The 15,634-nt window shown below is 37.2% G+C and carries 9 protein-coding genes; 7 read left to right on the top strand and 2 right to left on the bottom strand.

Features of this window, described 5'->3' with window-relative positions:
* Positions 1–37: 37 nt before the first annotated feature.
* Positions 38–784, bottom strand: a complete 747-nt coding sequence (rluF, locus tag ACQ33O_RS10930; protein ID WP_430995620.1) for a 23S rRNA pseudouridine(2604) synthase RluF — start codon at positions 782–784, stop codon at positions 38–40.
* Between the two features lie 92 nt (positions 785–876).
* On the opposite strand from rluF, the gene ACQ33O_RS10925 reads away from it, so the two are divergent.
* Together ACQ33O_RS10925 and ACQ33O_RS10920 are read left to right on the top strand one after the other, a co-directional pair.
* The gene (locus ACQ33O_RS10925) at positions 877–2,055 is read left to right on the top strand and encodes a thiolase family protein (RefSeq protein WP_430995619.1); all 1,179 of its coding nucleotides are present in this window, start codon (positions 877–879) and stop codon (positions 2,053–2,055) included.
* Positions 2,056–2,063: 8 nt separating this feature from the next.
* Positions 2,064–3,110 carry a pyruvate dehydrogenase complex E1 component subunit beta gene (locus ACQ33O_RS10920; protein ID WP_430995618.1) on the top strand — a complete coding sequence of 349 codons (1,047 nt, stop codon included), beginning with the start codon at positions 2,064–2,066 and terminating at the stop codon, positions 3,108–3,110.
* A 45-nt stretch (positions 3,111–3,155) separates the two neighbouring features.
* Here ACQ33O_RS10920 and ACQ33O_RS10915 read toward each other — a convergent pair whose 3' ends face one another.
* The gene (locus ACQ33O_RS10915; protein ID WP_430995617.1) at positions 3,156–3,938 is read right to left on the bottom strand and encodes a DUF4846 domain-containing protein; all 783 of its coding nucleotides are present in this window, start codon (positions 3,936–3,938) and stop codon (positions 3,156–3,158) included.
* Between the two features lie 69 nt (positions 3,939–4,007).
* Between ACQ33O_RS10915 and ACQ33O_RS10910 the strand changes: the two genes are divergently transcribed.
* The 5 genes from ACQ33O_RS10910 (at position 4,008) to lepB (ending at position 15,592) form a co-directional block, all read left to right on the top strand.
* Positions 4,008–5,177, top strand: coding sequence for a sigma-54-dependent transcriptional regulator (locus tag ACQ33O_RS10910; RefSeq protein WP_430995616.1), 1,170 nt, complete (start codon positions 4,008–4,010; stop codon positions 5,175–5,177).
* A gap of 72 nt (positions 5,178–5,249) precedes the next feature.
* Positions 5,250–7,787, top strand: coding sequence for a reprolysin-like metallopeptidase (locus tag ACQ33O_RS10905; protein ID WP_430995615.1), 2,538 nt, complete (start codon positions 5,250–5,252; stop codon positions 7,785–7,787).
* Between the two features lie 268 nt (positions 7,788–8,055).
* Positions 8,056–12,012 (top strand): hypothetical protein, encoded by a 3,957-nt coding sequence (locus tag ACQ33O_RS10900; RefSeq protein WP_430995614.1) that lies wholly within the window; start codon positions 8,056–8,058, stop codon positions 12,010–12,012.
* Positions 12,013–12,419: 407 nt separating this feature from the next.
* Positions 12,420–13,820 (top strand): T9SS type A sorting domain-containing protein, encoded by a 1,401-nt coding sequence (locus ACQ33O_RS10895; RefSeq protein WP_430995613.1) that lies wholly within the window; start codon positions 12,420–12,422, stop codon positions 13,818–13,820.
* 182 nt (positions 13,821–14,002) lie between these two features.
* Positions 14,003–15,592 (top strand): signal peptidase I, encoded by a 1,590-nt coding sequence (gene lepB, locus ACQ33O_RS10890; protein WP_430995612.1) that lies wholly within the window; start codon positions 14,003–14,005, stop codon positions 15,590–15,592.
* Positions 15,593–15,634: the final 42 nt, after the last annotated feature.

The following is a 15,634-nucleotide window of genomic DNA, read 5'->3' as shown; positions in this document are numbered from 1 at the left end:
AAAAATATTGTCATTTAATGTATTTAATACAATATTGTTATTCTCCTATCTCAAACGTATCACCGGATGCTTCTTCGGTTTTGCTCGATTTAGCTATTAGTACTTCCAGCTGTTTAACTTCTTCGGTAGTAAAATACCTCCACTTCCCCGGTTGTAAACCCGATAAAGTGATATTCATTATCCTGACTCTTTTCAATGTTACTACATTGTATCCCAATGCTTCACACATTCTTCTTATCTGCCTGTTTAAACCTTGAACCAATATTATCCTAAAGCGATTTTTGCCCTCCTGCTTTACAAAGCACTTTTTTGTTATGGTGCCCAATATCTTAACCCCATTACTCATTTTGGAAATAAAATCTCCGGTTATGGGTTTATCTGTAGTAATGATGTATTCTTTTTCGTGATTGTTGCCTGCCCTTAATATTTTGTTGACGATATCTCCATCATTGGTCAAAAAAATGAGTCCCTCCGAAGGTTTGTCTAATCTCCCTATAGGGAAAATCCTGCTTTTATAATTGATAAAGGAAATGATATTGGTTTTATCTTTCAGATCGGTAGTGCATGTAATTCCTACAGGTTTATTAAGGGCAATATATACTGTTTTATCTTTCTTTTTTAAAGATTCTCCATCTACTTCAACAATATCACCCGGCATTACCCGATTTCCCTTGCTGGCAATATTATCATTGATTGTAACCCTACCTTGTTCAATATATTTATCCGCTTCTCTTCTGGAGCAGAAACCTGTTTCGCTGATGTATTTATTTAAACTTTTGTCCATGTTCAAACTTCAAAATTAATACAATTGACTTTCTAAATTGAACACATAATGCTAACAAAAAATTACCTTTATAGACTAAATAATGATTCCATATGAAAGAAGTTTATATAATATCTGCAGTTCGTACACCCATTGGTAGTTTTGGCGGATCGCTGAAAGATTTTTCTGCTACACAATTAGGAGCTATTGCTATTAAAGGTGCGGTTGAAAAGGCCGGTATAAAACCTGAAGAGGTGCAGGATGTATTAATGGGAGCAGTGTTACAAGCAGGATTAGGACAGGCGCCTGCAAGACAAGCATCGAAATTTGCCGGATTGCCCGATCATGTGAATTGTACAACCGTTAATAAAGTTTGTGCCAGCGGAATGAAAGCCATTACTCAGGCAGCACAAAGCATTTTATTAGGAGATGCAGATGTTGTTATTGCAGGTGGAATGGAAAGTATGAGTAATGTGCCGTTCTATTCTTCGAATATGCGTTGGGGTAATAAGTATGGTAATGTTGTTTTTGAAGATGGTCTTGCAAAGGACGGGCTGACAGATGTTTATAATAATTATGCAATGGGCAACGCAGCTGAGTTATGTGCAAAGGAATGTAATATCAGCAGAGGTGAACAGGATGCTTTTGCCATTGAAAGTTATAAAAGGAGTCAAGCGGCCGTAAATGATGGAAGATTTGTTGATGAGATCATACCTGTAGCCATCCCTCAAAAAAAAGGGGAGCCAATTTTGTTTTCAAAAGATGAAGAGCCCTTTAATGTTAAGTTTGATAAGATACCAGAATTAAAGGGGGCATTTATAAAAGACGGTACAGTTACGGCAGCTAATGCAAGTACAATGAATGATGGTGCAGCGGCGCTTTTACTAATGAGTAAGGAAAAAGCTGATGCTTTGGGGCTTAAACCAATAGCTATAATTATTTCTTACGCCGATGCGGAACAAGCTCCGGAATGGTTTACAACAACTCCTGCAATGGCTTTACCTAAGGCAGTATATAAAGCCGGGTTGCACATGGATGATCTCGATTTTGTAGAATTGAATGAGGCTTTTAGTGTTGTTGGTATAGCAAATATTCAAAAATTAAAATTGGATCCTGACAAAGTTAATGTGAACGGAGGTGCAGTAAGTTTAGGCCATCCATTAGGTTGTAGTGGTGCAAGAATCATTGTAACACTTATAAATGTATTGAAACAAAATAACGGAAAATATGGCGCTGCTGCCATCTGTAATGGAGGAGGGGGAGCTAGTGCAATCGTTATCAAAAATGTATAGGCAATGATTTGTTTGTATGGCTGCGAAGGAATAAATTTGCACACCAAAATCAATCAATAAACCAAGAAATTATGCGTCAAATTGCGTTAAGAGAAGCCCTTAGAGAAGCCATGCAGGAAGAAATGAGAAGGGATGATAAAGTTTTTTTAATGGGTGAAGAGGTTGCCGAATATAACGGAGCCTATAAAGTGAGTCAGGGGATGTTGGATGAGTTTGGCGAAAAAAGAGTGATCGATACACCGATTGCTGAGTTGGGTTTTGCAGGTATTGCGGTTGGGGCAGCACAAAACGGTTTGCGTCCGATCGTAGAGTTCATGACTTGGAATTTTGCCGTGTTGCCTTTAGATCAAATTTTAAATACCGCTTCTAAGATGTTGGCAATGAGTGGCGGACAAGTTGGTTGTCCGATCGTTTTCAGAGGCCCAAATGGATCAGCCGGTCAGTTAGGTGCTCAGCACTCTACCGCTTTTGAATCTATGTACGCAAATATTCCTGGTTTAAAAGTTATCAGTGTAGCTACTCCATATGAGGCTAAAGGTTTATTGAAAGCCGCTATCCGTGATGATGATCCGGTTATGTTCATGGAGTGTGAAGTTGCATATGGCGATAAAGGAGAAGTTCCTGAAGAAGAATATATTTTACCAATAGGAAAAGCTTTTGTGAAAAGAGAAGGTAAAGATGTTACCATCGTTTCTTTTAATAAAATGATGAAAATTGCCCTTGGTGCTGCTGAAGAATTAGCTAAAGAAGGTATCGAAGCGGAAGTGATCGATCTGGCTACTATCCGTCCTTTGGATTGGGTGACTATTTTGGAAAGCGTTAAAAAAACAAATCGTTTGGTAATTGTAGAAGAGCAATGGCCGTTTGCTTCTGTATCTTCTGAAATAGCTTACCGTATACAAAAGGAAGGATTTGATTATTTAGATGCTCCGGTTCGTAGAGTAGTGAGTGCCGATGCTCCGATGCACTATGCGCCAAATTTAGTTGCTGCTTATTTGCCAAGTGTGCCAAAAACAGTAAAAGTGGTAAAAGAAGTGATGTACTTAAAAAAATAAACTGATTTAAATATGTGTTTTAAAACCTTCCGAATGGAAGGTTTTTTATTGCCATCTTTTTAGTTCTTTGTTAGTGAATACGTATTCAGGCGTTTGAATTTGATCATCATCATTTACTTCATACCAAGGCGATAGATCATCATCAGCAGGATTATTTAAAATATGAATATCCTGTGCTGGCATATAGCTTTGCGCCAGCATATAAACTTTTTGCCCCTTATCATTTTTAGCAACATCCACAACAAGTACTGCATGTCCCGGAAAGCCGCCACGTATGAATACATCTCCGGCTTGAATATCACTCACTGGTATTGATTTCAATTCTTTTGATAATGATGCTGAACCGCACATACCAAAAACTCTTTCAAGATATTTATTAAAATGCTCTCTTGTAAATGGCTCTGTAAATTTGTAAGCAGTGCCGTTATTATCTTTAAAAGTGATTGCAGCAAATTTCTTGTTACTGTAAAGGTATTCTGCTCTCAATCTCATTACAGCATCTGCACATTGCTGAAGATCTTTATCTCCAACTGATATATCAAGTACTGCGAATTGTGCCGACTGATTCCATTTTCTTTTGCCATTATATTGATACACTGTTTTGTCTTTTTTTAAATGAATGTTTCGTAACCAGTATGCAAAAGTGCCCGAACTTGTATCGGATCTGGTATAATTTTGTGGTAGGGGAATGGCACCGATTGATGGGTAGTATTTTGAAAGAATTTCCTCCTCTTTTTTCAACGTTTTATCAATATTTTTAGCCTCGGAGTTGCTATTACAGGAAAAAGAAAGGAGCGTTGTACAAATAAGGAGTGTTTTAGAGTACATAAATCATTATTTTTGAATTAGTAGATGTTAAACTACAGAGAATTCATAAAAAAATTTTGTTAAACAATTATGCCGAACATATTAATAATAGATGACGAAAAAGCGATACGTAAGACTTTAGCAGAAATTCTTAGTTACGAAGGGTACAAAATTGATGAAGCCGCAGATGGAGATGAGGGCTTAAAAAAATTTAGCAGTGCTTCTTATGATGTTGTGTTGTGCGATGTGAAAATGCCTAAAATGGATGGGATTGAATTTTTAGAAAAAGCTAAGCAGGTAAATCCGGATGTGCCTATCATAATTATCAGTGGTCATGGAAATATTGAAACAGCAGTAGAAGCCGTTAAAAAAGGTGCGTTTGATTATATCAGCAAGCCGCCGGATCTAAATAGAATGCTCATCACTTTACGCAATGCTTTAGAAAAGCAAACACTGGTTACAGAAACCAAAGTGCTTAAACGTAAGTTTGGTAAAGTACAGGATATGGTAGGTAGCAGCCCGGCCATTCAAAAAATAAAAGATACAATTGAAAAAGTTGGTCCTACAGATGCAAGAGTTTTGATCACCGGTGAAAATGGTGTAGGAAAAGAACTTGTTGCAAGATGGATACACGAAAAAAGTAATCGGAATAAAGGCCCTATCGTTGAAGTGAATTGTGCCGCTATACCAAGTGAATTGATCGAAAGTGAATTATTCGGTCATGAAAAAGGCTCTTTCACATCTGCCATCAAACAACGTATTGGAAAATTTGAACAAGCAAATGGTGGTACTTTATTTTTGGATGAGATCGGTGATATGAGTTTAAATGCACAGGCGAAAGTATTACGTGCTTTACAAGAAGGAAAAATTACAAGAGTAGGAGCCGATAAAGATATAAGCGTAGACGTTAGAGTAATTGCAGCAACAAATAAAGACTTATTAAAAGAAGTAGATGAAAAGAATTTCCGACTCGATCTGTATCACCGTCTTGGTGTGATCATCATTCATGTGCCCTCATTAAACGATCGAAGAGAAGATGTGCCGTTGTTAGTAGAATATTATCTTGATATCATTGCTTCGGAATATGGTCAATCAAAAAAGATAATTGAAAAAGATGCCATTGAATTACTGACCAAGCATAATTGGACGGGGAATATTCGAGAACTGAGAAACGTTGTGGAACGCCTCATTATATTATCCGGAAAAACGATTACACTGAATGATGTAGAAAGTTTTGTTTTGCCTCGAGGGCAGCATTAAGATATTTTAAGTCGACTTTTTTGTAAGGGTATGTTAACTGCAACTATCTGTATCCGGTAAAATATCACAAGCATGAAGAAAATTGTAACGGTTGTTTTATTGTTGTTTTTTGTATTTGTCTCCAAAGCACAAACAAATTTTTTTACCGATAAACCGGAGAAATCTTTTAGACAACAGCAAATAAAAGCGATCGTAAAACCTGAAAAATACAGAACGGTTTTTTTAGATACACTTGCGCTTATACGGTTTTTAAAAGCTGTTCCGCTAGAAAAAGATCTTGTTGAAAGAATAAATGCTCCTGTTATTATATTGCCAATGCCCGATGGTAAATCAGCCAAGTTTTACATTTGGGAAAGTCAGACAATGGATCCGGCGTTGGCTGCAAAATTTCCTGAAATTAAAACTTATACAGGACAAGGAGTGGATGATAAATCTGCAACTGTAAGTATTGATTGGACACCGCTTGGATTTCATGCAATGATATTAACCGGTACTGCAAACACAATTTTCATAGACCCATATTCCAAAGGAAGTAAAACGAATTACATTTCCTATTTCAAAAAAGATTTTAAAAAAAAAGAAGCGTTTCAAGAACTCCTCCCAAAAAAGCTGACCGAAAAAGCAAATAGGCCGATAACAGGCGAAACAGTACTCGGATCGGTAGGGACACAGTTAAGAACATATGATCTTGCAATAGCATGCACACATGAATATGCCATTGCTGTTTGTGATCCTCTCACTCCTACAATTCCGCTCACATTGGCAGCAATTACTACAACAGTTAGTCGCATGAATCAGATATACGAGAAAGAATTATCGATTCATTTTAATTTAGTTGCCGCTGAAAGTTCTATCATTTTTGTTACGGCAGGTACAGACCCTTTTACAGGGAATAACGATCCGTCTATATTGCTTGACGAAAGTCAATCGGTGATCAATTCAAATATAGGGAGTGTCAATTATGACATTGGTCATACATTCAGCACAGGTGCTGGTGGTTATGCAAGCGTAGGTGTAGTATGTGTGAATGGGCATAAAGCAGAAGGGTGTACCGGTACAGCTGATCCGGTAGGCGACCCTTTTGTGATAGACTATGTTTGTCATGAAATAGGACATCAGTTCAACGCAGATCATAGTTTTAATTCTAACCTGGATCTCTGCGGAGCACAAGGACAGTGGAGTGCTACAACCAATGCAGAGCCGGGTAGCGGATCAACGATCATGGGATATTCTGCCAGTCCGGTTCTTTGCAGTTCCGATAATTTGCAAGATAATTCGGATGCTCAATTTCATGCTGTTAGTTTTGAACAGATTGTAGCTTATTCTGTAAACGGTACTGCAAATGCTTGTGCAACAAAGACCACTACAGGCAACTCTTTACCTGTAGTAAATGCAGGGGCAGATTATATCATACCAAAATCAACACCTTTTATTTTAAGTGGAACTGCTACAGATAATGATATAAACGATCAACTGACTTATTGTTGGGAACAAATTGATGTAGGGGCGCCAGCTTCAACATGGAATAGCCCTTCCGGTATTCATGCACCGTTATTTAGAAGTTTTCCGCCGGTTGATAGCGCAAAAAGATATTTCCCGAAATATAACGATGTGTTGAACAATACAACAACAAAAGGAGAGTTGTTGCCGGCAATAGCACGTACAATGAATTTCAGACTAACGGTAAGGGATAACAGAACAGGAGGTGGGGGAGTAAATTCAGATGACATGGCGGTAACGGTGAATGGTAATGGCCCGTTTCAAGTAACTTATCCAACCAGTGCAGGTATAAACTGGAATGGTAATCAAAGTCAGACAATAACCTGGGATGTAGCAAATACTAATCTATCACCAATAAACACAGCCAATGTGATGATACAGCTTTCTACTGATGGGGGCATTACCTTTCCGATCACTTTATTGGCTACTACTGCTAATGATGGCTCCGAAGTCATTGTAGTACCCAATGTGACTACTTCTTCCGCAAGAATACGGATCATGGCAGTAGGGAATATTTATTACGATATATCAAACAATAATTTTAATATTGTTTTTACGCCTCCTGTTTTTTGGGTGGATCTATCTGTTGAAAAAACTAATGAAAATACCAGCAGTTTACATTGGACAGTGAATGAAACAAATACAGATTTTTACGAAATTCAAAGAGGTAGTGATGGTATTAGTTTTACGAAGATTGGCAACATTGATGCCACTGATCTTCCTAATACGGTACAGCAATACAATTTCGTTGATTCATTTCCGTTAGCAGGAATAAATTTTTATCGAATTCGAAAGATCGATACGAATGGATTAGATGGATTTTCATCAACTGTTTCGGACACCTTCGCTATCGTTCACAAAAGCTGGTCAATATATCCCAATCCAACTGCCGGAGAGATGAAAATAAAGAGCAATATTTCAACCGGTAAGACTTTCTATCAAATATTTGATGCAACCGGCAAACTATTGTTTAAAAAAAGTGTAGCGACAGTGCAAATTGGTGCCATAGAAACACTAGATTTTTCAAAATATCCAAGCGGTGTTTATTTACTTAAGATCACTACAGAAGCGGCTGTAACAATCGAAAAGGTAATAGTAAGGAATATGTAATGTTTTTAATATTGATTTCCAAATAAATATAAATTTAAAATAATTTGATTTATATAAAACTTGCATTAGTCGCCAATATAACATACCTTTGACCAACCCTATAAGTGGCCGAAAGCCAATTCCTATCCAAAATACCCACACTACGATTATATTCCATTTTTTAAGTACTGATTCAACCTAGTGTTGAGTTTCTTTTTTCCAATTCTTATGATTTAGCCCGTGCAAATCAATTTTGTATTTTAATTGGTTGCCCCCTAAACCTAAAAGAATGAAAACATTTTTACCTCACGATCTCATGCTTAGCGCCGCTACTGAGAAAAAACGTAAGTTATCTTACTCTGCTTCATTCATACGAAGATGGAAAAGTAGATCATTTACCCTTTTCTGTTCTATATTTATTTTATCCGCATCAGCTTTTGCTGATTATACTGTTGCTTCAGGATCTACAATAGATGCAACTACCATAACCGGTCAATCCGGTATTCTTACAATAAACGGTACATTGAACGTCAGTAGTAATGTAACATTGGCCAATTTTACAGCAGTAATTATAAATGGACCTAATGGCCAAATTTATTGGACAAATAATAGCGACCTTATTTTTTCTGCAGGTACTACATTCAATGTTTATGGTGGAGCACCAGGATTGCAACCTACTAATGGTAACGCATCTAAACGATTGATCGTTGGTTCTATCACAATTGCGGTTTCTAATAGTAACTCAAACAACGCATCCTTTTCTTTTGCTCAATTTAACGGCATAGGTGGGTTGCCTCAGTTTTCGATTACTTCGAACTCTCCGGTATGTAGCGGTACAGCAATTAGTCTTACCGGTACACCATCTAAGACCTCTTCGTTTGTATTTAAATATGTATGGTCTTGTACATCGGGTACATTTTCACAAAATAATCAAACGTCAACAACTTCTTCCAGTACTAATTTATCAATAGCTACACCAGGTACTTATACGGTCAATTTAAATATAGTATCGAGTGATGATGGAGATTTAATTGCAACGACTTCCACTTCAGTTACTGTAAACGGTATGTCTACGCTAACACGTACCTCTGCAGCAGCTACTACTACACAATCACTTTGTATCAATACAGGCATCACGCCAATAACATATTCAGTTGGTGGTACAGGTACAGGAGCGTCTGTAACCGGATTGCCAACCGGTGTAATAGGGTCTTATAATGCAGGTGTGTATTCAATCACCGGTACACCTACTGTTGGTGGTACCTATAATTATACAGTTACAACAACGGGTGGAAGTTGTCCGGTAAGTTTAGGTGGAACCATTACTGTTAATCAACCTACTGTTAGTTTAACATCAGCAGGGGCAACAACTTCACAAACACCTTGTAGAAATACAGCCATCACATCAATTACGTATTCTATAAGTGGTACTGCAACAGGTGCCGGTGTAACGGGTTTGCCAACAGGGGTGACGGGTTCGTTTGCTGCAGGCGTTTTTACAATTAGTGGTACACCAACCGTTGCCGGTACTTATAACTATACAGTTACAACTTCCGGAGGTACTTGTGGTACTGCTACTGCCAGCGGTTCTATAACTGTAGGACAGCCAAGTGTAACGCTTACATCAACAGGATCAACATCAACACAAACGCCATGCGCTAATACTGCAATTACCCCCATCACATATTCTATTGGGGGTACAGCTGGCGGCGCAAGTGTAACGGGTTTGCCAAGCGGTGTAACGGGTTCATATGCTGCAGGTGTTTATACCATCAGCGGTACACCTACAGTAGCCGGTGTTTATAATTACACTGTTACAACAACAGGTGGTGCATGTGCAGCTGTAAATGCAACCGGTACTATTACAGTAAATGCAATTGGTACATGGTTGGGTTATACCAACGATTGGTACGATGCTGCAAACTGGTGTGGTGGTGTACCAACAACCATCACAGATGCTATTTTACCTGCCGGATTAAGTAAGTATCCGATAGTTACTACAGGTACTGCCGAAGTGCATAATATAACACTTGCGAGTACATCAGCAGTAACATTTTCTAATAAAGCGAAACTTCGAATAAGCGGTACCGTTAGTAATAGTGGTACATTTGATGCACAGGGAGGAGTAATAGAATTAAATGGTAGTGGTTCGGCTCAAAGTATTAGCGGTGGTTGGTTTGTAAACAGATCGATCAGAGGGTTAATTGTTTCTAATGCATCAGGGGTGAACGTTTCATCAGCAGCAAATGATACATTGTCTCTTACCGATCATTTAGCTTTCGGTAATGTAAATAATGCTACTTTAAATACCGGTGATAATATAGCTTTGAAATCTACAGCTTCAGGAACTGCAAGGGTAGCAGACATTACAAACAATGGCGCTAACTCTGGCAATAGTATTAGCGGAAAAGTTATTTTGGAGCGTTATCTGCCAATGAGTAACTCGTCTGTTTCTCGTAGATGGCGTTTGTTAACTACACCGATACAATCTACCGGAGCACCAAGTATTAATGCTTCTTGGCAGGAAGGAGCATCTAACAGTAACGTTAATAGCCCCGTAAATCCAAGACCCGGTTACGGAACACAGATTACAAATGGTAACACTGCAGCTGCTGTTGCTAATGGTTTTGATATTGGTTCCACTGCAAGTCCATCTATTTATTATATGAGCCCCGGAGCTACACCAACATGGGTTGCACCGAATTCAACATTAACCGGTAGTATTACCGATAGAGAAGGCTATATGATCTTTGTAAGAGGTGATAGAAGTATTCTCATTAGCAATCAATACGTGGCGGCTAAACCGGCAACATTGGCTGTAAAAGGTAAACTGAATACAGGTAATGTTACCAAACCATTAGTAACAGGTAAACAAGTGATTGGTAACCCTTATGCTTCTGCAATAAGCTTTGATAATATCATCTTTAACGATAGTACGCCAAATATAGCCGGTCGTTCTTTCTATTACTGGGATCCTAAAACTTCAGGTTCGTACAATGTAGGTAGGTTTATTACTGTGTCAAATGACGGCGTTGGTAGTCCGAGCAGTTATACAGTAACCGCAAACGTTAGTGGACTTGATGATGGAACAATTGAATCGGGGGCAGCATTTGTTGTAATTTCCGATGGTGGTTCAAATAGCATAACTTTTCATGAAACAGATAAGATCGACACAAGCAGGGTTTTGGGTATAGCAAGTCGTCCTATTGCAAACAGGCCTACAGGAATTGCAGAATTGTCAAAGCTATATACAAATCTGTATGCACTGGATAATGGATCAACTATTTTAGCAGATGGTGTTGTAAGTACTTACTATCCTGCTTATTCAAATGCAGTAACAACAGAAGATGCACCTAAGCTAATTTCATTCAACTCTAAAGAAACCGTGAGTATTTTAAGAGATGCCAGTTTGTTATCGATTGAAAAAAGAGAAACAATTATAAATACCGATACCACTTTCTTGCAAATAAGAAACATGGATACTAAAACTTATGCGTTTGAATTTGTTGCCCAAAACTTTGGAAGTTCGCTTGATGCATACTTAGAAGATAAATTCTTTCAAACGTTGACGCCGTTGACACTGGGTAAAAATGATACGACTTTATATGTTTTTCAAATAGATAATAATTCGCTTGAATCTAAAAACCCTGACAGGTTTAAAATTGTATATAAACCATCACTCGTTATACTTCCTGTTAAATTTAAAGCGGTAAAAGCCTTCGAATTGAACAAAGGAATAGCGGTAGAATGGAGTATGGAAAATGAATCTGAAATTAAACAATATGAGGTGGAGCGTTCTGCCGATGGTGTTCATTTTAATAAAATTTCTACATATACGGCGATAAATAATACTGTAGCAAATAATTATAGTCATTTAGATAACGCTCCATTGAACGGGGTGAATTTTTATCGTATTCGAAGTATTTCTAAAAATGGAGCAGTATTATACAGCTCTGTTGTAAAAGTACAGACGGGAAAAATAGAGTCGTCTATAACTGTTTCGCCATCATTGATCACACATAACAGCGATGTTGTGATCAGATTGACGAATGTAACGAATGGTAAATACCAGGTTCGTGTTATGAATACAGTTGGTCAAATAATGTATGACAAGTCGTTAAGTTATACCGGAGGAACCTACAATCATAGCGTTACTTTTGATAGCAATTATTCTAAAGGGACATATTTAGTAGAAATAATCAATCCGGCTAACAAAAGAACAAATTTGAAAATAATTAAGCAGTAAGCTTATACTTGTTAATAAAATGAAGATTTTTTTTTGAAGCCTATGTTAATGATTATAAATGGTTTGCATATTATTTTAAAAAAAATTAAATTTTTTTTTACCAAAAAAACAATAAAAATTATAGCTTTACGTTATTGACGTACGAAAGCTGATTTTATTGTAAAACGGTTTTGGTCTCTTTTTTCCCTCTAATCCCTATGAACTTTCCTCGCCGGTATTTTTGATCCTCCGGTATGTTTATCCTCCATCATCCTTCAGACTTATACCCTTATTCTGTCATTTAAACAAACCTGAAGATGAAGACAAATTTTACCTCTACAATTAATATTCAATATAAGAATATCAGTACCTCTTTTTCGAATTTAAAACAACCCTGTTTTTCCCTTTTAACCTCTAAACAAAAAAAAATGAAATCTTACTTACTGCTGCTAGCCAGCCTCTTTGTGATTTCTTTTACTAACGTAAAAGCACAATGTACCGTAACAAATGTCGGTGTTAAACTTAATTCCTCTATACCTCAAGGCGGAGGATGTCTTATTAATGTTGATCTAAGTTTTGATTTAACACACAATGGTGGTAACAAATGGGTTAACATCCACATTTGGCCAACAAGCACCTATGCTAATTTTAATTATAGCAAAGCGCCTAAAGCTTCCGATCTGGCAGCTACTGCCGCTAATATTGTTATTGATCAACGTGCAGCTCCGATTGCTGCATTATTCAATGGTTATCCTACTGATAATGGCGTAACAGTTCAATATGCAGGATTAACACTTACTAGAATTGAGGGTGCAGCTTTTGACAAATACATCATTACAGGAGTTTCTTTGTTGACTCCAACAGGTGGTTGCAGTACTGCTCAATCATTTACTGCAGATGTTTGGTCATCTCAAGCTAACCCGGATAATGTGGTACACTGCGTTAACACTGGTCTTACTTTTATAGCAAATGATCCTCAGGCTGTAGGTTCTATTCTTTGTCAGAATCCAAGAAAATATAGTTTGGTTATTACAACTGTAACTCCTGCTCCTGGATTAACTGGTACTTACGATGTGTACAGAGATAATGGAGACGGTATTCTTGATATTAATACAGATGTGTTGGTTTCTGATGATGTAGCTTGGGCTGCACAAGCAGGCGCACCTTACCAATCAGGAGCTCAAAATTATGATGGTAATTCAACTAACCCAACTGCTCAAAGAGCTCTATTCGCAGTAGTTTCTGCTACAGGTTTAACTAACACTGTTATTACAAGAATGGACAATGGTTGTGGATTATTACCGGTATTACTTGCCGATTTCAGTACCGTTCGTAAAAACAGTGCAGTTACTTTAAACTGGAAAACAGCTACTGAAAGCAATGTAAACAGATTTGAAATTCAGAAAAAAGTTGGTAACGATTTTGTAACGATTGCATCTGTATCTGCAAAGAACAATGCTAACGGTAGCGTATATAGCTATATCGATAATAATACATCAACTACATTCACTGAATATAGAGTTAAAACTGTTGAAAACGATGGTTCATTCCGTTTTAGCGATATTAAAGTTGTAAAAGGGTTTGGAACAACGGCTGACTTTACAGTTTATCCTAACCCAAGCAATGGCGCTTCTAAAATTGTTATAACTGATATTCCATCTCAATCAAGCATAAACATTACTGATGTATCCGGAAGAATAGTAAGAAACTATTCTAACCTGAATAATGGTTCTCTGGATATTAAAGGATTACAAAAAGGCGTTTATTTTATCAGGTTAACAAATCAAAGCGACGTAAGAGTGGTTACGAAAAGAGTAGTAGTTAACTAATAAAACAAATTGCCCTTATAAACTAGGTTTTCAGGGTTTTGATTGTCCCGATTGCATTCCTTATGCGGTCGGGACTTTTTTATTATGAACGGTTGCTGTTGTTAAACATTTTTAAACAATTTTACACTGGTAACTATCGTTTCCGTTTAATATGGTACTTTTGGCACAATTAAATTTTTAGTATGAGTATAGGGTTGATCATTTTTATTTTAGCAGCACTAGGTTGGCATATAGGCATGTATGGAATGTTTAAAAAAGCGGGCATTGAAGGATGGAAAGCTTTTATTCCTTTATATAATACCTGGTGTATAGTTGATAAGATCAAATTGAATAAGTTTTGGTTCTTTTTACAATTGATACCAATTGCCGGTCAATTCATAACAATATGGATCTGTATCAAATTTGTAGAGCATTTCGGAAGATTCGGTTTTTGGCATCATGCAGCTACAGTGTTATTGCCATTTGTTTATTTTCCATATTTGGGTTTTAGCAAGAATGAAAAATTTGCAGGAGAGATCGTTGTGAAAAATTACAAAAAATCAGCAGCAAGAGAATGGATAGATGCTGCCGCTTTTGCTGTAGTGGCAGCAACATTGATCAGAACTTTTGTGTTTGAAGCATATACGATCCCAACTAGCTCAATGGAGAAAACCTTATTGATCAATGATTTTCTTTTTGTGAGTAAATCGGCTTACGGCCCCAGAATTCCCAACACACCAATAGCAATGCCATTTGTACATCATACATTGCCGGTAGTTAATAGCAAAGCATACTTAGACTGGGTGCACATTCCTTATACAAGATGGTTTGCCTCTCCTGTAAAACGCAATGACGTAGTGGTATTTAATTTCCCGGGTGGAGATACACTTACGAGAGAATTCGACTCAGAACAACCATATTATGATATGTTAAGAGGTGCTGAAGTTGAATACTTTACACAAATGAGAGCGGAAGGTACTATGACTGACTCTTTACAGTTAGCAGGCTTAAGTAGAGAGAAGGCAAGGGCATACATGGAAAATAATTATACAATTATAACAAGACCCGTTGATAAAAGAGAAAATTATGTGAAACGTTGTGTTGCCGTTGCAGGTGATGTTTTGAAAGTGGTAGACGGAACTTTGTATATTAATGGAAAGCCATCTGAATTTACAAACACTACAACTTTTTATGTTGTAAGATCTAAAACAATGCTTGATGAAGCAACATTAACAGAAGCAGGTATCCATATCAATACAACAGAAAAAGAATCGGGAGCTAATGATTATAATACTAGCGCCGTTGCAAATGAATACATCCTTAATCTTAGTAATAACGAAGTGGCATTATTGAAAAAAATACCGGGAGTTGAATCTATTACCCGTATTCCTGAGGATAATAACCACAGAACATATCCATTCTGTTACACAGGGATCACAAATGGCTGGACAACCGATAATTTTGGCGGAGCAGGTTTGTGGGTACCCAAAAAAGGAGCTTCAATAAACCTCGATGCATATAACATTAATCTTTATAAAAGAGTAATAAGTGTTTATGAGGGTAATCAATGGGAAGAACGTGACGGTAAAGTTTTTATCAACGGCAAACAAGCTGATCGTTATACATTTAAAATGGATTATTACTGGATGATGGGTGATAACCGTCACAAATCGCAGGATAGCCGTTTTTGGGGATTTGTACCTGAAGATCATATTGTAGGTAAAGCATCTTTGATATGGTTCAGTTGGGAAAAGGGGCCTCGTTGGAAGCGTATTTTCAATTGGATAAAATAATTTGACTTTTTAAGTTTAATATGTAACTTTATAATAATGGAT

Source organism: Ferruginibacter sp. SUN002 (genome assembly GCF_050611725.1).
In the GTDB taxonomy this organism is placed as follows: domain Bacteria; phylum Bacteroidota; class Bacteroidia; order Chitinophagales; family Chitinophagaceae; genus Ferruginibacter.
The sequence above is the reverse complement of the archived record's forward strand: the minus strand, read 5'-3'. Positions and strand labels throughout refer to the sequence as shown.